Genomic DNA, 21,238 nt, shown 5'->3' with positions numbered 1-21,238 from the left:
AAACGATGACAGTAAAAATTGGTATTAACGGTTTTGGTCGTATCGGCCGCAACGTATTTCGTGCAGCATTAAAAAATCCTGAAATTGAAGTAGTAGCAGTAAACGACTTAACAGATGCAAAAACGTTAGCACATCTTTTAAAATATGACTCTGTTCACGGCACATTAGATGCAGAAGTGTCTGTAAACGGCAATAACATTGTTGTAAACGGAAAAGAAATTATCGTTAAAGCAGAACGCGACCCAGCAAACTTAGGATGGGGCGAACTTGGCGTTGACATCGTTGTGGAATCAACAGGACGCTTCACAAAACGCGAAGATGCAGCGAAACATTTAGAAGCAGGTGCGAAAAAAGTCATCATTTCTGCACCAGCGACAAATGAAGACATTACAATCGTAATGGGCGTAAACCAAGACAAATATGACCCAGCAAACCATCATGTGATTTCAAACGCATCTTGTACAACAAACTGCTTAGCGCCATTTGCAAAAGTATTGCATGAAAAATTCGGTATCATCCGTGGTATGATGACAACTGTTCACGCATATACAAACGACCAACAAATTCTTGACTTACCACATAAAGATTTACGTCGTGCGCGTGCAGCAGCGGAATCCATCATCCCAACATCAACAGGTGCAGCGAAAGCCGTAGCACTTGTATTGCCTGAATTAAAAGGAAAATTAAACGGTATGGCAATGCGCGTACCAACACCAAACGTATCTGTCGTTGACCTTGTTGCTGAACTTGAAAAAGAAGTCACAGTTGAAGAAGTAAACGCAGCGTTAAAAGCAGCGGCAGAAGGTGAATTAAAAGGTATTCTTGCTTACAGCGAAGAGCCACTTGTTTCTCGTGACTACAACGGCTCAACAGCTTCTTCAACAATCGATGCACTTTCAACAATGGTCATGGAAGGTCGCATGGTGAAAGTTCTTTCTTGGTACGACAACGAAACAGGATATTCTCACCGTGTTGTTGATCTTGCTGCATACATTGCATCAAAAGGTTTATAATTTTTTGGATTGTTTGCCCAAAACGGTTTATAATAAATAGTTGGACATACCGAGAAGGGGAGCGGGGATCATCCCCACTCCCTTTCTATGTATCACACGAATAAGGAGGCCTTTCCATGAACAAAAAAACTGTCCGTGACATTGATGTGAAAGGAAAACGTGTATTTTGTCGCGTCGATTTCAACGTGCCAATGCAAAACGGTGTCGTCACTGACGATACGCGTATTCGCGCCGCGCTTCCAACGATCCAATATTTAATGGAGCAAGGAGCGAAAGTCATTTTAGCAAGCCATCTTGGTCGTCCGAAAGGAAAAGTTGTTGAAGAGATGCGCTTAAATGCAGTGGCAGAACGTTTAAGTGAACTGCTCGGCAAACGTGTTGTGAAAACAGATGAAGCGTATGGCGATGCAGTGAAAGCGGCAATTGCTGAAATGAATGAAGGCGATGTGTTATTGCTTGAAAACGTACGCTTCTATCCTGGCGAAGAGAAAAACGATCCAGAGTTAGCAAAAGCATTCGCAGAACTTGCTGATGTATATGTAAACGATGCGTTCGGTGCGGCACATCGTGCACATGCATCGACAGAAGGAATCGCACACCACTTACCTGCGGTAGCTGGGTTTTTAATGGAAAAAGAAATTGAAGTGTTAGGAAAGGCGTTATCGAACCCAGACCGTCCGTTCACGGCAATCATTGGTGGCGCAAAAGTAAAAGATAAAATTGGCGTTATCGAAAACTTATTAGACAAAGTTGATAATTTAATTATCGGTGGCGGATTAGCGTACACATTTGTGAAAGCGCTCGGCTATGAAATCGGAAAATCGTTATTAGAAGAAGATAAAATTGAATTAGCAAAATCGTTCATGGAAAAAGCGAAAGAAAAAGGCGTCAACTTCTATATGCCTGTGGATGCAGTCGTAGCTGACGATTTTTCAAACGATGCAAACAAAAAAGTAGTGAACATCGATGAAATTCCAAGCGATTGGGAAGGACTTGACATCGGTCCGAAAACACGCGAATTGTATCGCGACGTCATTTTAAAATCAAAACTTGTTATTTGGAACGGTCCAATGGGCGTATTCGAAATGGATGCGTTTGCTGAAGGAACAAAAGCGGTTGCACAAGCTCTTGCTGATGCGAAAGATACGTATACGGTCATCGGTGGCGGTGATTCAGCAGCGGCAGTCGAAAAATTTGGACTTGCAGACAAAATGGATCACATTTCTACAGGTGGCGGTGCGTCGCTTGAATTTATGGAAGGTAAACAACTTCCAGGTGTCGTTGCTTTAAATGACAAGTAAGAAAGGAGCGAAAAGCGATGCGAAAGCCGATTATTGCAGGAAACTGGAAAATGCATAAAACGTTAAAAGAGGCGCTTCAGTTTGTGGAGGAAGTAAAACATGAGGTTCCTTCCAACGAGCAAGTGGATGCCGTTGTATGTGCACCAGCCCTCTTTTTAGCTCATTTAGTTGAGGCGACAAAAGGAACAAATGTAAAAATTGGTGCGCAAAACATGCACTTTGAAGATCAAGGGGCATTTACAGGTGAAATTAGCCCCGTTGCGTTAAAAGATCTCGGTGTGGAGTATGTTATCATCGGGCATTCCGAACGCCGTGAGATGTTTGCTGAAACAGATGAAACAGTCAACAAAAAAGTGCTTGCGGCATTTAAGCACGGACTTGTGCCAATCGTTTGTTGCGGGGAGACATTAGAAGAGCGTGAAAGCAATCGCACAAATGAAGTCGTTCGTGTACAAGTTGAAAAAGCGCTTGAAGGCTTAACAGAAGAACAAGTAAAGCAAGTTGTCATTGCCTACGAGCCAATTTGGGCGATCGGAACAGGGAAATCGTCCACAGCAGAAGATGCCAACAACGTATGCGGCTACATTCGCCAAGTCATTGCGAACAAATTCTCACAAGAAGCAGCTAATGCGGTACGCATTCAATACGGTGGTAGCGTAAAACCAGAAAATATTGCTGCATTTTTAGCGGAAGAACATATTGACGGAGCGCTTGTTGGTGGTGCGAGCTTACAACCACAATCGTTTTTACAACTCGTGGAGGCAGGAAAATGAGCAAAAAACCAGTAGCATTAATTATTTTAGATGGCTTTGCTCTTCGTGAAGAAACATTTGGCAACGCGGTTGCACAAGCGAAAAAACCAAATTTCGATCGTTATTGGAACGAATATCCACATGCGACATTAACGGCATGCGGTGAAGCGGTCGGTTTGCCAGAAGGACAAATGGGGAACTCGGAAGTCGGTCACCTAAACATCGGTGCTGGTCGCATTGTGTATCAAAGTTTAACGCGTGTGAATATCGCCATTCGCGAAGGTGAGTTTGAGCGCAACGAAACATTTTTAGCAGCGATGGATCATGTGAAAAAACACGGAACAAATTTGCACATTTTCGGTCTTCTTTCTGACGGTGGTGTGCATAGTCATATTAACCATTTATTCGCTTTACTCAAGCTCGCCGCAAAAGAAGGCGTCAAACATGTGTATATTCACGGCTTTTTAGACGGACGTGACGTCGGTCCACAAACAGCGAAAACGTACATTCAACAGTTAAATGAACAAATCGCACAAATTGGTGTCGGTGAAATCGCTACATTATCCGGTCGTTATTACTCCATGGACCGCGATAAACGTTGGGAGCGCGTAGAAAAAGCGTATCGTGCGATGGTGTACGGTGAAGGTCCATCATACCGTGATCCGCTTGCATGCGTTGATGATTCGTACGCCAACGGCATTTATGACGAATTCGTCTTGCCGTCTGTGATCGTCCGTGAAGACGGAACGCCAGTCGCAACGATTCAAGATAATGACGCGGTCATTTTCTACAATTTCCGTCCTGACCGTGCGATTCAAATTTCAAACACGTTTACAAACGATGACTTCCGTTCATTCGATCGTGGACCGAAACATCCGAAAAACTTGTTCTTCGTATGCTTAACGCACTTTAGTGAAACAGTAAAAGGGTACGTGGCATTTAAGCCAACGAACCTTGATAATACGCTCGGTGAAGTATTGTCACAAAACGGATTAAAACAGTTGCGCATTGCCGAAACAGAAAAATATCCGCACGTTACATTCTTTATGAGCGGCGGACGTGAAGAAAAGTTCCCTGGCGAAGAGCGCATTTTAATTGACTCGCCAAAAGTAGCCACATACGATTTAAAACCAGAAATGAGTGCATACGAAGTAACGGACGCTTTACTGAAAGAAATTGAAGCAGACAAATTCGATGCAATCATTTTAAACTACGCAAATCCTGATATGGTTGGTCATTCAGGAAAATTAGAGCCAACGATTAAAGCAGTCGAAGCGGTCGATGAATGTTTAGGAAAAGTCGTCGATGCGATTATCGCCAAAGGTGGTATTGCGATTATTACCGCAGACCACGGAAATGCGGACGAAGTATTAAATCCAGACGGCAGTCCGAATACGGCGCATACGACAAATCCGGTTCCGGTCATCGTAATGAAAAAAGGCATTACGCTTCGCCAAGATGGCATTTTAGGGGACTTAGCGCCAACGATGCTTGATTTGCTCGGATTACAACAACCGAAAGAAATGACAGGAAAAACGTTAATTCAAAAATAAACTAAAGGAGAGATGAACGATGCCAACAATTATTGACATTTATGCTCGTGAAGTATTAGACTCTCGTGGCAATCCGACAGTAGAGGTAGAAGTATACACAGAATCAGGTGCATTCGGACGTGCCCTTGTACCGAGTGGAGCGTCAACAGGTGAGTATGAAGCGGTTGAATTGCGTGATGGCGACAAAGGTCGCTACCTTGGTAAAGGTGTATTACAAGCAGTGAAAAACGTAAACGAAGTCATCGCGCCAGCATTAATTGGTAGCTACGATGTGACAGAGCAAGTTGCTATCGACCGTGCATTAATTGCGTTAGACGGTACAGAAAATAAAGGAAAATTAGGTGCAAACGCAATTTTAGGCGTTTCAATGGCTGTTGCACGCGCAGCTGCTAACTATTTAGGCGTTCCTCTATATCAATATTTAGGCGGATTTAATGCAAAAACGTTGCCTGTTCCAATGATGAACATTTTAAACGGCGGTGCGCATGCGGATAACAACGTCGATATTCAAGAATTTATGATTATGCCAGTTGGCGCACCGAACTTCCGTGAAGCGCTTCGCATGGGAGCAGAAATTTTCCATAGCTTAAAATCAGTATTAAAAGCAAAAGGTTACAATACAGCAGTTGGTGATGAAGGCGGATTCGCGCCAAACTTAAAATCAAACGAAGAAGCGCTTGAAACGATCATTGAAGCGATTGAAAAAGCAGGCTACAAACCAGGCACAGAAGTGATGCTTGCGATGGACGTGGCATCTTCTGAGCTATATAACAAAGAAACAGGCAAATACCATTTAGAAGGCGAAGGCGTTGTGAAAACGTCTGAAGAAATGGTTGCTTGGTATGAAGAGCTTGTCAACAAATATCCGATCATCTCGATTGAAGACGGCTTAGACGAAAACGACTGGGCTGGTCATAAGTTATTAACAGAGCGCCTTGGCAAAAAAGTTCAACTTGTTGGTGACGATTTATTCGTAACAAATACGAAAAAATTAGCACAAGGTATCGAACAAGGTGTCGGCAACTCGATCTTAATTAAAGTCAACCAAATCGGTACGTTAACAGAAACGTTCGAAGCAATCGAAATGGCAAAACGCGCAGGCTACACAGCGGTTATTTCTCACCGTTCTGGTGAAACAGAAGATAGCACAATCGCTGACATCGCGGTCGCAACAAACGCGGGTCAAATTAAAACAGGTGCGCCATCACGCACAGACCGCGTCGCAAAATACAACCAATTGCTTCGCATTGAAGATCAACTAGGTGAAACAGCAGTATATGATGGAATGAAAACATTCTACAACTTGAAGAAGTAAAAAATAAGGATGCCTTCGCATGAGGGCATCCTTTCTTTCAAGTTTTTCTTTTCTTTTGGATATATTGCACTACAATGAAAATAAATACAAGAAAGAGTAGCACATCAATAACCCAATCGAGGGAGTATGTTTTTAAAAAATCTTTTGCGGTACTTTTTATGACTAATAATAAAAGGCTAACGATTAACCCTATGATAACGCCTGTCATGGTAGTAAATATAATTTTTGCTTTACTCATTTTTTATCCCTCTGTTGAATTTATATCGTTTTATCAAATAGGGATGTCTTCGAATCAGGATTAATTTTGTTTTTGTAGTTTGTTGAAAGTTCAGACTAGACAAATGAGTGTTTCCCATGGTCAACAAGTTAAGAAAGCAGCAACATTTGTCACAGTCCTAAAATAGAATTTATTTCGTGTATTGTCAATTGGGATTCTATCAAATCAAGTACATCAAAATATGCGAAATTGGAGCCCAATCTAAAAGATTTGTCCTCGGCGGATTCATCAGTAGGCGCGGTTAATGTTTCATTGTACTTTTCTTGAATAAGTGTAATCAAATCCTCCAAAAAAATCATTAATTGTTCATCTACTCCTCACATTCCTCATAGCGGGATGATCGTACAAAACAATTGAAAAAAACCGTTATCACTACTGTTTGAAAGGTTAAGTGATAAAATCGATTTTTGTCGAATAATGACGAAAGTTGTTTGTCGAAAAATATTGCGAGTATGTTTTTTATAGCATAAAATCTCCTCATGCAGCTCGAATTAGGCAACTTAGGATTAATAAGGAGAAAAAATATGAGGCATCTAAGAACATGGTTTGTTTGGTGGTTAGTATTTTTATTAGTTTTTACGAGTATTCCTATGGAGGGATTGGCGGAGTTCATCTATTCTAAATCTGACAATGCGACGAAACAATCACCTCTTAAAGTACCAGAAGCGCCCAGCATCAACTTGAAGTCGGGAGAGCTGATAGAGGAACGAACAGAGAATACGAAAGTGTATTACAATGGTGATGGTACGTTTACCAGAAAAATTTTCTTTGAACAGATTCATATTAAGAAAAAGAACGAAAAACAATTTGAGGAAGTTTCCACTTTCTTCATCGACCATCCCAATCATGTTCAAGCAGAGAATACGATTTTGGAACCTCGTTTTTACAAGAAAATGGTGGATGGAGAATATGCAAAATTTCTGTATAATGAATATTCCATTTCTTATTCTATTTTAGAGGCATTAGGGGACGGACTGAAGCCGATCCAAGCGAAAGATGTTCCCGCTACTTATAAGAAAAAAGAAAATAAGATTGTGCATAAAAATGTTTTTCCAAATATAGACTTGCAAAATATCGTATTTAACGAATCAACGAAGGAAGATTTAGTTCTTCACTCTTTTACAGGCTATCACATTTTTAAATTTCGTTTGAAAACCGATTTGTATGCCGATATTCAAGACGATGGATCGATTTTATTTACAAACAAAGAAAATGAAAAAGTATTTGAACTTCCTAAACCATTTATGGTCGATTCGAATATCGACGAACACTCGGGAGAAGCACAGCGCTCGGAACATGTAACATACGAACTTCAACAGGATGATCAAGGGTATATTTTAACGGTTAAAGCCGATCCGCAGTGGTTGAAAGATCCGAAGCGTGTCTATCCGGTTTATATTGACCCTAGCACCTCTGTTGCTATTGCTGCTGATGCATTTGTAATGAGCGCCTATCCGACAACGAACTATAGTTCTGCATCAAGTAAATGGGATGCTGGGCAAGGGCAATATGTGTTAAAAGTCGGTTATTATGATGGAATGACAGGGACTTGTTATGGTTTTTTGAACCCTGACATATCCGACGTTGAAAACATGAACGTAACGAACGCTACTTTTAACGTGTACGTTACACACTCCTATTATGCAACAACCGCAACCGGCTTATGGTTGGATGCGGTCAACGGCTCATGGTCTGCGAGCACTTTAACATGGAATAATAAACCTTCCTCCACGAACATTGGCAAAGTCGATGTGGCAAGAGACCAATGGGCACAATTCGATGTGACGAGTACTGTCAAAGCGTGGGCATCAGGGACCAAACCAAACTATGGATTGAAACTCCATACGAATGGAAATGGAAAAACGTATTGGAAAAAAGTTGTTTCCACTACGAACAGCAGTTATAAACCATATTTGTCTGTTACGTATACGATACCAGTTCCCAATACGCCAACAGGAACGGCCTTCAGTAATGGGGATGGCACAGGATATATCAATTTATCATGGGATCCGGTTCCTGGCGCTGTGGGTTATAAAGTTTGGATTTATAACGGGAAATCGTATGAAGCGTTTGATGTAGGCAATGTTACTTCTTGGAGTACAAAAGGAAAAAAAATTTGGCCGACCCCTTCTGAAATTAGCGCTGGAAGATACGACCTGCACCAAGATCAGTTAGGGACGGAGCTTCCTGTCGATCCTTCCCCGGTCTATCGAAATTCAGGTGGAAGTTATCCGAATAGCAAGAACTACTGGTTCCGAGTCAGTGCGATTTTTCCTCAAGGCGAAAGCGCCATGTCAGGCGCGTATATGCCGACCATTCCGAATTTGGCAAAACCATCTGCTCCGACGGGGGTAAGTTATACAAACGGAAATGGCACAGGATATATCGATTTCAAATGGAATCCTGTGAGTGGAGCGACGGGTTATAAAATTTGGATTTTTAACGGTTCCTACTATGAATCGTTAGATGTCGGGAACGTCACTTCTTGGACAACGAAAAACAAAAAGTATTGGCCAACCTCTACGGAAATTCAAGCAGGTAGATATAAGTTGCATTTAAACGACGGTCTCGGCACAGAATTAGCTGTTGACCCGTCCCCAGTCTATGCTAATGCGGGAACGAAATATGCAACGGATACCAACTACTGGATTCGAGTAAGCGCCTATAACTCTCAAGGAGAAACCGTCTTTTCGGATGCGTATATGCCGAAAATTTCGGAGTTGCTGATACCACCAGCGCCTTCAGGATTTTCCTACAGTAACCAGTTAGGCAGTCACTCTGGTTATGTCATGCTAGATTGGGATAAAATCGAGGGTGCTACGGGGTACAAGGTTTGGATTTTTAATGGGCTTTACTATGAAGCCTTTGATGTAGGAGATGCAGATCATTGGACGACACAAAATAAAGGAATTTGGCCGACCCCCGAAGAAATCGAACAAGGGAATTCTAGTACTTTAACGCTGCATCATGATGGAAAAGGATTAGAACTACCGAGAGATCCTTCGCCAATGTATGCGAAAATGGGAACAAAATACGCCACGAGCACGAGCTATTGGTTCCGTCTCAGTGCCTATGATGCGGACGGTGAGACCATCTTTTCGAGCAATGCATTCACGGTCAAAATTCCTGAGGCGGTTGAATATTTAGGGGAGGAAGATTACTGGTCGATCATTGATGTGCCGTATGGGAAAGTCAATGCCGCTACAGGCAATCTCATCGTCGAGGAACAAGATGTTTCGATTTCAGGTAGGGGGCCAGGACTTGCTCTATCCAGAACCTACAATAGCTTGTCTCCATGGACCGGTTTATTCGGAAAAGGCTGGCACAGCGATGCGGAAATGAACATCGTCGCGCAAGGAAATGAAGCGCGATTGACGGATGAAGACGGGACGCTTCACATATTTATGAAACGAGCCGACGGAACATACCAAGCGCCAACAGGTGTTTACTTGGAATTAAGTGAAACGACCACTGAGTGGATCGTGAAATCTAAAGATCAAACGAAAATGTATTTTAATAAAAGCGATGGCAAGTTAACCAAAATTGTCGACGGTCATGGGAACGCAACGACGTACGGTTATTCGAATGGAAAGCTTACGTCGATTACGGACGCATCGGGAAGAAAATTAGACATTCAGTATCGTCCAGACGGAAAGATCGAAAAAATCATAGGCCCGATGAATCGGACGGTGACATATGGCTACACGAATGATTTGTTAACGACGGTGACTCAGACGGGCGGAGAAGTGACAAGATATGAATACAATGAGATTGATCGTCTAGTCAAAGTATTCGAGCCGACACATACGGAGGATCAGCCAGTTGTCAATCAGTTCGTGTACGATGGTGACAGGCTCAGTCAAGTACGTGATTCCGAAGACCATGTATACACATTGACCTATGATCCAACGGAACGGCGATTGCTCATACAAAAGCCGAATGGCCGCCAAACTCAATATACTTTCAACGAGGCTGGTAACCCGATTGAGGTTGTGGATGACGTAGGCGGCTTAAATATTACAACGAAATATGTGTATGAAGGCAACAATTTAAAGGAATCCTACGATCCGAATGATGTTGGGGCCACTACACCGACGGAATCATATACGTACGATGCGAATGGAAATGTGTTAACAGCGAAGGATAGCTATGGGACCGAAACCTACCAGTATAATCCAAATAACGATGTCATCTCCATGACAGATACAGAAGGCGACAAGACAACGGTTGCGTATGATGGCTTAAATCCAGTATCCGAAACCGATCAATCGGGAAAAACGTCTTCTGTAGCGAAGTACGATTCCTATGGAAATGTGATTGAAGAAAGTGACGCATTGGGCAGTGCGACCAATTTGATCGCGAATCACGGCTTTGAACAGGGAACGACCGCTTGGACTCTGCTTCGTTCGTATGATTCCGGGCAGTTACAGGAAGATACGAATGTTTATCATGGGTTGACTGGACGAAAGACGTTAAAAATCACCGTGAATTCGACGTCTCCTAGCACAGAAACCGGTTATGTAGCCGCTACGCAAGAAATTGCGGTCAAACCGAATGTGACATATACATTCAGTGGAAAAATCAAAACCCATTTAACGAAAGCCCGTGCGTTCTTTAATGTTGAATTTTTAGATAGCCAAAATCGCCGAATTGCTTGGGTAGACAATCGCTATAGCCAATTGACGGGCACAAGACCTTGGACGGATCGACAACTGACCTTTAAGACGCCTGCGAATGCGGTGAAAGTGCGCATCTATTTAGAAGTCGATCATCAGTCATCAACCGCATCAGGGGAAGCATGGTTTGATAATGTTCAATTAGAGGAAGCCCAAGTTTCTTCCAGCTATAATCCTGTGCTCAACAGCAGCTTCGAAGGAAGCGTAACGAATTGGAGCGGAACGGGCGGAAGCGTCGATCATACGGAGTCGTTCGACGGGGCTTACTCTCTCAAAATATCGAGAACCAGCACCACACAATCAGCTAGTGAATATAAGCAGACGGTGATCGTAGGGCAAACTTCAAGTGATACGCCGCTTCGTCTGACACTCACAGGTCTTTCCAAAGCGCAGGATGTCAAAGCCAACGGTACCGTGAGTGCAAGCGATTATTCCATTACCGCGAAAGTGTATTTTGTAGATGGAACGACTCAAACGTATACGGCTGATTTTCCGATCGGTACGCAAGATTGGAACCGTGCGGCCATTTCGATCAATCCGTCTAAGCCAATGGACAAAATTGACGTATCCGCTATGTTCCGCGGAAACTACACAGGAACGGTCTGGTTTGACGCCATTCGCTTGATGGAAGGCAACGTCGTAACGAAAAACAAGTATGACGCAAATGGCAACTATGTTGAGGAAGAAACAGATGAAGCTGGGTATGTCACGAAAAAGAACTATGATGCCGTAGGAAATCTGTTGAGCGAATACGATGAGAAGGGAAATCAAAAACAGTACAAGTATGACCCATACAATCGTTTAAAACAACTTCTATTGGCGAACGGAACTTCTGTCAACTATGACTATGACTTGAACGGTAACATGACTTCTAAAGTCATTCAAACGAGCAGCGGTCCGTCACAAAGATTTACCTATTCTTATGATAAGACGGGAAAACTTCTGAAAACGGTCGGTCCGCTTAATGACGTAACAACAAATGAATATGATGCGAACGGCAATAAAATTAAAACCGTCTTACCGAAAGGAAATACAATTCAATGGACGTATGACGGGACGGAACGGGTCGACACGATTTCTTACAATGGAGTTCCGTATTACGAATTCAGTTACGACAAAAACGGAAACGAACTGTCTGTGCAATATGTAAAGGATGGCACGACGAAGACAAGAAAATTTGACTCGGCGAATCGGGTCATCGAACAGTCCGACCGCGGGGGATTGCAAAAATGGACGTATCCGATCACCTCGGATAAATTGCAACAGTTCCTGTTCTCGCATGGATCGTTTAGCCAAACCGTCACCTATCAATACAATGCCTTGGACCAAAATACCATCGTCCAAGACGGAACGTATACGTATCGCTTTGATTATGACGAGAGAGGACACGTTCGCACGTTTACGACTGGAAACGGAGCGGGCGCAACCTTCACGTATGATGACCGTGGCTTGGTGAAAAGTCTGTCAGTGGGAACAGCGGACGGAACCGAGTTGTTAGCGGAAACGTACCGTTATGACGAAAACGGCAATCGGACGAAAATCGAGTCCCCAACAGGAGAAGCGATTGTTTACCGTTACGATGCGCTCGATCAACTAGTGGAAGAGCAATGGCCGGATGGAACGACGATCGCGTATACGTACGATGGATTCGGCAATCGCAAGCAAATCGTGAGAACGAAAGACGGACTATCCACGACGATCACGGCCGATTATAATGCAGCGAATCAATTGACCCGTTTCGGCGATGAAACGATCACGTACGATGCGAACGGCAACAGGACTGAAGACGGCGAGTACCAATATGAATGGAACGCCGCCGACCAGCTCGTCTCTATCACCCGAAAAGGAGAAAGCACGCCGTTTGTGACGTACCAATACGATGAAGACGGCCGCCGCATCCAAAAGAACGTCAATGGCGTCGTGACGAACTACTATTACCAAGGCGACAGCCTGAACGTCTTATATGAAACCAATGCGAGCGGAACTGTGATACAATCATATATATACGGAGAAAACGGCCAGCTGTTGGCGATGAAAAAAGGTGGTGCCACGTACTTCTACCACTACAACGCGCATGGCGATGTCATCGCGTTGACCGACGCGCAAGGAAACGTGGTCGCTCGTTACGAGTACGACACATGGGGCCAGCTTCTCTCCCAATCGGGTGAAATGGCGGACGAAAACCCATATCGCTATGCGGGATATCAATATGATGAAAAGACCGGGCTCTACTACTTGATCGCCCGTTATTACCACCCGACCCATGGCGTGTTCTTGTCCATGGATCCAGACCCAGGCGATGCGGATGACATCTTAACACAAAATGGCTATACGTATGCGAACAACAACCCGGTGATGATGGTCGATCCGGACGGGCATTTCTTCTGGTTTGTAGTTAACGCTGGATTTGCGGCGTATGATGGGTATAAGGCGTATAAAACCGGAAGAGGATGGATGTATGTCGCCAAAAAAACGGCTCTTGGTGCGGTTGGTGGGAGAAAGCTTAAACTTGTTAGAAGTACAGCTAAGTATATTATAAAAGGCAAGCGTGCTATCGAACGTTACAATAGGATAAAACATTATGGTCGTACCCCTACTCCAAAAGTTAGAAAGGCAGTTCTTAAAAGAGATAATTATACTTGTCAGTACTGTGGGGATAGAAGAGGACCTCTTGAGGTTGATCACAATCCTTCTCTAAAACGACATTACTATCAAGAAGGGTACCGAATGTCCACTAAAGCAAGGAAAAGATGGGCAAATGATCCAAGAAACTTAAAAACTGCTTGTAGAACTTGTAATAGGTCAAAAGGCGCCAAAACTTATCCGACTGAATGGCCGTAACATGGAGGGACTATAGAGTATGAAAGAATACGAAACATTGTTTAACGAGTATGTACGTGAGCTAACAGAAGCAGTAAAGGAAGAAGATGAAAGATTAAAAAGAATTAGAGAGATAAATCGTAATAAATTTGATACTGAAGAGGAATTGGAAAATTTCATCAAAGAAAGATTTGACCCAATATGTCATTCAGGAAGAGTTATTGCTGTATTTAGAAAGTATTGGCTTGAATGTAATAAATTAAATGAGGCAAATATCGGCTATGTAAATCCAGAGGATTTTACGGTAGATTGGTTATCAGGAAGACATGAAAGTCTTTATAAGATTGTAACTGACATGGCTTACTACCCAATAGGCATTGATAAATATGGGAATTATTGTTGATAATGATTATTCCTCAAAGGTGAAATGTCTCCTTTGAGGTTCTTTTTTGTTTAAGTTCACTAGCATTTTGTAGGTATTCAAATAAATATAAGTTCTGTTTTAGGTCCTTGAAGAACAAGTCTAGCGAGAGGTTTATTTTATAGCGTTGCCGTCTTTTTAATTAGATTACTGGTATAACAAGGGTCATAAGGCCGATAAGTTGAAGTGGAAGCCAGCGAAACTCTATTCGAGCTTAGAGCCACATGTATACGGAGAAAACGGTCAGCTGTTGGCGATGAAAAAAGGCGGGGCGACGTACTTCTACCACTACAACGCGCATGGCGATGTCATCGCGTTAACCGATGGGCAAGGAAACGTGGTCGCTCGTTACGAGTACGACACATGGGGCCAGCTTCTTTCAAAATCCGGTGAGATGGCAGACGAAAACCCGTATCGCTACGCCGGATACCAATATGATGAAGAGACCGGATTGTACTACCTCATGACCCGTTATTACCACCCAACGCACGGAGTGTTTTTATCGCTCGACCCAGACCCAGGCGATGCGGATGACATTCTTACGCAGAACGGCTATACGTATGCGAACAACAACCCAGTGATGCTGGTCGATCCGGATGGGCATTTCTTCTGGTTTGTAGTTAATGCAGGATTTGCGGCGTATGATGGGTATAAAGCCTTTAAAAAAGGCGGTTGGAAAGCGGCGGCGATTGCTATTGGCGTGGGACTGGTTGGCGGTGCGGCGTTTAAAGGTGCCAAAATTGCCTATAGAGTGTATAAAGCTAGACGGGCTCAAAGGTTTTTAGGAAAATTGAATTTACAGTTTTTTGCTTCGGTAAGTAAGAAATCTGTACTTAAAGGGGCAATGTTACCAACTAAAGGTAAAATAAGATACGTTCCGCCGAAGAATTGGACACCATCTCAACCACTTCCGAGGAAAGGTGGGGGACACATAGATAGATTCGGAAACATTTGGACCAAAGGACCTTCTAGAACTAAAGGAGAACCATTTGAGTGGGATGTACAATTATCAAAAAGAGGGAAACAAATGCTGGGACATTTATCAAGGGATGGTTCACATCTTAATGTTTCCCTTAAAGGAAGGATAACTCATTAAAAATCTTCCTAGCGTATGAGAAATCATGTTAGACTAAGAACTGCTTGGAAGCTATGCCCTCCAGTATAGGGGATCAATGAAAAGATTATGTAGGGGAGATGTTTAATAGATGCCAAGGGTATAGAATTTACAGGCAGTCAATGTTATGGAGGAGATTAGAGTGTCCTCGATGATTCTAGAATCGTTTTCAAGGACATTCAAACACCTAAAGCGCCGATGTTTGTGATTCATGGGAGGCACTTGCTCCTCTCGTGAATCATCTTGTAGTATACGATGTCTAAAGAGTAATTGGATAAAATAGGGGATCGTATGAAAAGACTTTCTTGAACTTACTGTAAGGAGGGGGAAATTTGCTTATTCGATCATATTTATACACTCAAGATAAAAATGAATCTTTTTCAATTATAGAAAATGTAATAAGTGTATTTAAGGGTAATTTTACAAATTACACCATTTTAAAAAACGAACCATATTGGAAAGATCCCAGTTTATTTGTGGTAGAAGTGAAACTAAGCACCTACACAAGTTTTTCGATAGAAGATATAGAAGAAGGGTTGAGAAGCATTGCTGATAAGTGGCTTTATTTTGGAAATCCCGTTGATGAAGCATTGGCTTCAGATACAATGGAAGGTTGTTGGTTTCTAATAACAGGGGTTAAGATGATCAACATTTTTATTTAACATATCCACTGAGAAGTCTCCCACCCCTTAACAGAATGTAGGTGGGAGAAGCACATTTACAATAGATGAGTAAATTAAATAACATAAAATTACATATTATATACATGCACTTTAAAGCAGTAACTTCTGTATGAACCATGTTTATACTGCTCCTATATACATGCACCTTAAGACCATGACTTCTGTATGAACCCCTTTTTTCATGGCTATACTGCTCCTAAATACTCATGTGTAAAAGGAGTGGAAAGGACATGAAACGTCTGAAAATTACAAATGATCACGGCTGGACGCCTCGAACACTTCGGAAACAAGAACGGAAAATCAAAGATGCTTCGCTTCGCGTTCGGGTGACCGCTGTTCGTCTTGTCATGGAAGGTCATCTTGGCAAAGATGTAGCCAAAATGGTCAATCTGTGCCGTCAATCCGTTGCCCTCTACGTTGCACGTTTTAATGAAGGTGGGCTCGATCATCTACTCGATCGTCGGTTGCCGCCTGGTCGTGTGCCATTTCTTACGGAAGAACAACAACAAGAAATCAGACAACTCGTGTTAACTACTACACCTGTGGATGCTGGCTGGGGCATTGCTTCATCATGGAACACGCGTATTTTACAATCTTACATCCAACATACCTATGGCGTTTCGATGTCACGTGAAGGCATTCGTAAGTTGTTGCATCGTTTGCGTTTGTCATGAACACGCCCAATTTACAAGCTGGTCAAAGGGGATGCCAAACGTCAAGCTGCTTTTCAAAGGGAGCTTGAATTTATAAAAAAAAACTAATTACCGAGAATGTCACGCTGTTTTATGTGGATGAGACACATGTTCGTGCTTATCAAGCGCTACGTACGACATGGGCAGAAGTAGGAAATCAAAAACAAGTGCCAAGCTACGGTCACCATGCCCACGTTTCTATTTTTGGCGCCGTCGATGTTCAACAAGGCGATGTGGTGTTTCATCGTGCATCATCCGCCAATGCCGAAACCTTCCTCGACTTTTTGCGCCGATTGAAAGAGAAATATGCCGATCGATTCCTCGTGCTTGTGTTAGACAATGCGCGTATTCATCATGCCAAGATGGTACAAGCCTTTCTTGATGGCGAGGAAGGTGCTGCTTTTCATTTCATCTTTTTGCCATCGTATTCTCCACAGTTAAATCCGATTGAACGGCTGTGGAAGTGGTTGAAAGATGAAGTGATTGCCAACGTTTTTCACAAGGATCAGAACGACATTGCCCAATCCATTACTCGCTTTGAACAGTACGTTCTACAACACCCGAATGAGGTGTTGAGCCGCATCGGGTGTAATGCGTGAATCAGAGGTTAAAATTTTAAATTGGATGTATATAAACTAAATTCCTTATTAATCGAAGCGAGAGTACCTAGTACATATTCGCTACCTATCGCTGATGCTATTGCAAGAACGATTACTTGGTTAATCCTTTAATTTGTATATTTTATCAAAACTGATATGAGGAGATAATGATGAGAAAAATTTATGAATACTTATCAATTGAAGAAAAAAAAGGAAGTAGTTGAAAAACTAAAACAAGATCTAAGAAAATTAGAACAAGAGATATCTCAAAATAAAAGCTCTTTTTCAAGTTTTATATGTGAAATACTGTACAGTACACGTGATAAATGGAAGCTGGAGATTGAGGAACTAGAGCATGAAATAAAATGTCAATTAGGCAAATGAGTTTTTCTCATAGCCAACAAGCTAAGAAAGCAGGTACACAGTCCTAGCTTCTGAAAGTAGTGAAGCCTTGGGTCGGGTAGTTCCAAGGCTTCACTGAAAGACATGAAGCTGTTTTTGATAACACAAGTGGAAACTCGACTTGCTTCGTCATAAACGAACCTCAATGGAATCGGGTACATGTCTCCTGTGTTAATGAATTTACTTGTTTACAATGTCTACAGTATAGTTATTTCTGTTTTAATACTCTAAATACAAGAATACCAACTAAAACGATAATGGCTACAGTTACCGAAACAATTGTTATAGGTAACCAGTTAGTTATAAAAGATGAATAAGTTGTCGTTTCAGCCATAGATCCTCCGTCTTTAATAGGGGGGTACTGTCAAAAATTTTAAAGACGTCCCTCGATTTTTTGTTGATTTTACTCAATGAATGATAAAAAAGCTTGCAACCCTTATTGTTTGAAGCATGATTGAGGTAATAACATTCACAACGCCTCAAACAAAACGAAGAGGTGACAAGCCTCCGAGTGTACTACATGAACCAGAGGTTAAGATGTCAATTTGGATGTGTATAGCGCCACGATATATCTAAATAATCGTTATCTTTGGTTCGTATGCAGCGACAACATCTACGATCGAGTCGCCTGCCAAAAAACAAAAGTGTATAAGTGATTCTGATTCTGAGATTCCGTATGATTGCTCTGATAACCATTGAATATATTCAGAATTAGCAACTTTAAAAAAAGTCCATTCTGCGTAAAATTGTGTTCCATACTGCTCATCAATTTTATTTATTACACTTTGTCTAAAACTTTCGTCTGTACTTCTATATGCATGTACGGAATCTTCAAATATCACTTCAACTTTCTTATTTTCATCATAAGCATCAGACAACAAAATTTTAAAGCCCTCAATACTATCTGATAACGACTCTACATAATATTTTAATGACAAATCACCTATTGGTTCCCATCGCTCCCATTTTTCTTGCATTATTCCACACCTACCTTAGTAACGAATTTTAATTGATTTTTTACCGTCATAAATTTCTAATGTCGGCCTACCATCGGAGCTTTTGTTTCTTACATTTATAGTTCGTCCATCTGGTAATTTTCCTACCTTACCGCCTGGTATATCTTTTACATCGGTCACCCCCATACTGTTAAAATCATCGACAGCTTGAGCGAGACCACCTTTTTTTTCATACTGGATAGCTTTACCTTTAGTAATCCTACCAGGATTAGCTTCTTTCAAGACTTCATCCACAGATTTTATGGAAGTTTTTGACGATTCTTTCCCTCTCCCACGAGAAACTCCCTCACTTCGACTCATCTGCTGATACAATTCTTTTTCACTTTTCACCAAGCCTGTTCCGCCTGCGGTGGCAAGCCCTGTCCCATGCGCCACTCCCACAGCGGCAACCGCCGTAGCAGGCGTTCCAATGACTGCTCCTACTCCTGTGGCGTTAAGTACTACGCCACCTGTACCAATGGCAACGGAACCTGTCGTTTCCATGACGCCCGCGATTGTTGCCACGGCATGTCCGAACGTTTGTCCTGCTTTGTACGCCGTCGGATGTTTACTGTAATCTGAGTGCTTTTGTACAACGTTTAATGTCATATCCGATAACGCTGCATCGCCTGCACCTGTGACAAACTCTTTTGTACTTTCCATCGGATGTTTCTTAAAACTATGCCATGATTGTTCTGTACGTTTCGCTACGGACAAAACGGTTTTTTCGGCATGTTGTCCTGTGTTCATTATACTACGAGCAGCTTGTTTAACGGCAAGTTCTGTCTTCTTTTCTAGTTGGTGAACACCGTGTTCAAGCGTTTTTTCTGTATCTTTCAACGTTTGTTTAACAGAACGAACAGCTTCAGATGTAGCTTTTTTTACATCATGAACGATATGTTTCGTCACTCGTTCGGCTTTCTTTTCTGCCTCATGAAACGCTTTTTGCGCTTTCTGACTAATATGTACCGTGTCTTTGATCGCCTGTTTCGTTACTTGCTCCACTTTCTTTTCCGCATGATTAACCGTTTGATGTATCGCTTTCTCTGCTTTTTTTACATCATTAGCGATGTGTTTGCTTGTTTTTTCTATTTTTTCTCCACTTTCTCAAAAGCCTCTTTTGCTTTTTGGCTAATTTGAATCGTATCTTTTACAATTTGTTTGGTGACTGATTCCGCTTTCTTCTCCACTTGTTGAATCGTCTTTTCTACCTTTTTGAAGTCGTTGGCAACATGTTTTGTCGTCTGTTCGATCTTTTTACTGACTGAGTGCCCCCATTTATTTAATGAACCCCAAAAAGACATATTCTTCGTTCCTCCATCTCTCATATGTCGAAATCATCTCGGTTTTCACACATTTACTATAACATGAGATTTATGGGGGGGGGGGGGCAACAAGATGTTTTCGACAAATTTTGCAATCTTGCTGTGGCTGTTTATTTGTCTGTTGTTTTGGAAAATCAGCATGACTAAAGTTTTATCCCGCTTCCTTTGTCCATTGTACAAATGGATGATATTATGTTAAAATAAAACTATTGTGATTGATGTGCGTGGGTGGAGGTGTTGGACATGCATGCGTTTCTTGTTACGCTACTTGTAATTGTTTGTATTGGAATCATTGCGGTTGTTTTATTGCAATCAGGCCGAAGTGCAGGGCTTTCTGGTGCGATTACCGGCGGTGCTGAACAATTGTTTGGCAAACAGAAAGCGCGCGGCATTGATGCGGTGTTGCATCGAATTACTGTTGTTTTGGCTGTATTATTTTTCGTATTAGCGATTGCGGTGACGTATTTCCAATTGTAAAATATGGGGAAAGGGCGGTCCATTCGAAAAGGGCTGCCTTTTCTGTTGGGAAGAAAGGAGACATGAGTGATGAAGATGATTCCACCACAACCGTTTACGTTTGAAGGTGGTAAGCGGGCTGTTTTATTATTGCACGGATTTACTGGAAATTCGGCGGATGTTCGGATGCTTGGTCGTTTTTTACAATCAAAAGGATATACGTGCCACGCTCCGATTTATAAAGGACATGGCGTGCCGCCAGAGGAGCTCGTTCATACCGGCCCAGAAGATTGGTGGCAAGATGTGATAAACGCTTACGAATATTTAAAACAAACCCATGAAAAAATCGCTGTTGTTGGATTATCGCTTGGCGGTGTGTTTTCGTTAAAACTTGGCTATACTGTTCCTGTCGTTGGCATCGTGCCGATGTGTGCGCCGATGTATATCAAAAGCGAACAAACGATGTATGAAGGAGTTTTAGCGTACGCTCGCGAATATAAAAAGCGAGAAGGAAAAAGCGAGGAGCAAATCGAACGCGAAATGGCGGAGTTTGCAAAAACGCCGATGAAAACATTGAAAGCACTACAACAACTTATTGCCGAAGTGCGCGATCATTTAGATTTCATTTATGCGCCTGTTTTTGTTGTGCAAGCGCGCCATGATGACATGATTAACCCAGATAGTGCAAATATTATTTATAACGGCGTGGAGTCTCCAGTGAAACAAATAAAATGGTATGAGGAATCAGGACACGTCATTACGCTTGATAAAGAAAAAGAACAGCTTCATGAAGACATTTATGCGTTTTTAGAGTCATTAGATTGGTAATCCTCGAAAGGAGGAA

General features: G+C 42.2%; 18 protein-coding genes and 1 pseudogene. 15 read left to right on the top strand and 4 right to left on the bottom strand.

Annotation, left to right across the window (positions count from 1 at the left end):
• Positions 1–5 precede the first annotated feature (5 nt).
• The 5 genes from gap to eno all read left to right on the top strand — a co-directional run bounded on the left by gap (position 6) and on the right by eno (position 5,934).
• Positions 6–1,013 (top strand): type I glyceraldehyde-3-phosphate dehydrogenase, encoded by a 1,008-nt coding sequence (gene gap, locus CS060_RS03275; RefSeq protein WP_035049811.1) that lies wholly within the window; start codon positions 6–8, stop codon positions 1,011–1,013.
• A gap of 116 nt (positions 1,014–1,129) precedes the next feature.
• Positions 1,130–2,314: a phosphoglycerate kinase gene (locus CS060_RS03270; RefSeq protein ID WP_035049814.1), complete on the top strand. Its 1,185-nt coding sequence runs from the start codon at positions 1,130–1,132 to the stop codon at positions 2,312–2,314.
• 17 nt (positions 2,315–2,331) lie between these two features.
• Complete coding sequence (gene tpiA / locus CS060_RS03265) at positions 2,332–3,087, top strand: triose-phosphate isomerase (RefSeq protein WP_006322696.1); 756 nt, start codon at positions 2,332–2,334, stop codon at positions 3,085–3,087.
• Positions 3,084–4,619: a 2,3-bisphosphoglycerate-independent phosphoglycerate mutase gene (gpmI, locus tag CS060_RS03260; protein WP_035049816.1), complete on the top strand. Its 1,536-nt coding sequence runs from the start codon at positions 3,084–3,086 to the stop codon at positions 4,617–4,619. Before tpiA ends, gpmI begins: the two co-directional genes overlap by 4 nt.
• A 19-nt stretch (positions 4,620–4,638) precedes the next feature.
• Entirely contained in the window at positions 4,639–5,934 is a 1,296-nt protein-coding gene (gene eno / locus CS060_RS03255; RefSeq protein WP_035049818.1) for a phosphopyruvate hydratase, read from the top strand.
• A 37-nt stretch (positions 5,935–5,971) separates the two neighbouring features.
• Here eno and CS060_RS03250 read toward each other — a convergent pair whose 3' ends face one another.
• Entirely contained in the window at positions 5,972–6,172 is a 201-nt protein-coding gene (locus CS060_RS03250) for a hypothetical protein (protein WP_042894412.1), read from the bottom strand.
• A gap of 932 nt (positions 6,173–7,104) precedes the next feature.
• Between CS060_RS03250 and CS060_RS03240 the strand changes: the two genes are divergently transcribed.
• The 8 genes and pseudogenes from CS060_RS03240 (at position 7,105) to CS060_RS03210 (ending at position 17,600) form a co-directional block, all read left to right on the top strand.
• Positions 7,105–13,728 (top strand): DNRLRE domain-containing protein, encoded by a 6,624-nt coding sequence (locus tag CS060_RS03240; protein ID WP_503413716.1) that lies wholly within the window; start codon positions 7,105–7,107, stop codon positions 13,726–13,728.
• Positions 13,729–13,747: 19 nt separating this feature from the next.
• Entirely contained in the window at positions 13,748–14,110 is a 363-nt protein-coding gene (locus CS060_RS03235; RefSeq protein WP_035049824.1) for a hypothetical protein, read from the top strand.
• Between the two features lie 241 nt (positions 14,111–14,351).
• A pseudogene (locus CS060_RS14455) lies at positions 14,352–14,891 on the top strand (RHS repeat-associated core domain-containing protein); the annotation flags it as partial.
• A gap of 81 nt (positions 14,892–14,972) precedes the next feature.
• Positions 14,973–15,224, top strand: a complete 252-nt coding sequence (locus tag CS060_RS14450; RefSeq protein WP_231563707.1) for a polymorphic toxin type 17 domain-containing protein — start codon at positions 14,973–14,975, stop codon at positions 15,222–15,224.
• Between the two features lie 350 nt (positions 15,225–15,574).
• Positions 15,575–15,904, top strand: coding sequence for a hypothetical protein (locus CS060_RS03225; protein WP_035049826.1), 330 nt, complete (start codon positions 15,575–15,577; stop codon positions 15,902–15,904).
• Between the two features lie 251 nt (positions 15,905–16,155).
• Positions 16,156–16,599: a helix-turn-helix domain-containing protein gene (locus tag CS060_RS03220; RefSeq protein WP_257211110.1), complete on the top strand. Its 444-nt coding sequence runs from the start codon at positions 16,156–16,158 to the stop codon at positions 16,597–16,599.
• Positions 16,600–16,712: 113 nt separating this feature from the next.
• Positions 16,713–17,216 (top strand): IS630 family transposase, encoded by a 504-nt coding sequence (locus tag CS060_RS13965; RefSeq protein WP_257211109.1) that lies wholly within the window; start codon positions 16,713–16,715, stop codon positions 17,214–17,216.
• 183 nt (positions 17,217–17,399) lie between these two features.
• A complete protein-coding gene (locus CS060_RS03210) occupies positions 17,400–17,600 on the top strand; it encodes a hypothetical protein (protein ID WP_231563625.1) in 201 nt (66 codons plus the stop codon).
• 590 nt (positions 17,601–18,190) lie between these two features.
• Here the strand turns inward: CS060_RS03210 and CS060_RS03205 are convergent.
• From CS060_RS03205 to CS060_RS14055, 3 genes are all read right to left on the bottom strand, one after another.
• Positions 18,191–18,595 (bottom strand): hypothetical protein, encoded by a 405-nt coding sequence (locus CS060_RS03205; protein WP_099668684.1) that lies wholly within the window; start codon positions 18,593–18,595, stop codon positions 18,191–18,193.
• Between the two features lie 15 nt (positions 18,596–18,610).
• Positions 18,611–19,618, bottom strand: coding sequence for a hypothetical protein (locus CS060_RS14200; protein ID WP_197051732.1), 1,008 nt, complete (start codon positions 19,616–19,618; stop codon positions 18,611–18,613).
• 83 nt (positions 19,619–19,701) lie between these two features.
• Complete coding sequence (locus tag CS060_RS14055) at positions 19,702–19,917, bottom strand: hypothetical protein (protein ID WP_180271050.1); 216 nt, start codon at positions 19,915–19,917, stop codon at positions 19,702–19,704.
• A 264-nt stretch (positions 19,918–20,181) separates the two neighbouring features.
• On the opposite strand from CS060_RS14055, the gene secG reads away from it, so the two are divergent.
• Both secG and CS060_RS03190 read left to right on the top strand, forming a co-directional pair.
• The gene (gene secG, locus CS060_RS03195) at positions 20,182–20,415 is read left to right on the top strand and encodes a preprotein translocase subunit SecG (RefSeq protein ID WP_035048612.1); all 234 of its coding nucleotides are present in this window, start codon (positions 20,182–20,184) and stop codon (positions 20,413–20,415) included.
• Between the two features lie 69 nt (positions 20,416–20,484).
• The gene (locus tag CS060_RS03190; protein ID WP_099668683.1) at positions 20,485–21,222 is read left to right on the top strand and encodes an alpha/beta hydrolase; all 738 of its coding nucleotides are present in this window, start codon (positions 20,485–20,487) and stop codon (positions 21,220–21,222) included.
• Positions 21,223–21,238: the final 16 nt, after the last annotated feature.

The sequence above is a fragment of the Anoxybacillus flavithermus genome (assembly GCF_002742685.1).
GTDB lineage: Bacteria > Bacillota > Bacilli > Bacillales > Anoxybacillaceae > Anoxybacillus > Anoxybacillus flavithermus_E.
The sequence above is the reverse complement of the archived record's forward strand: the minus strand, read 5'-3'. Positions and strand labels throughout refer to the sequence as shown.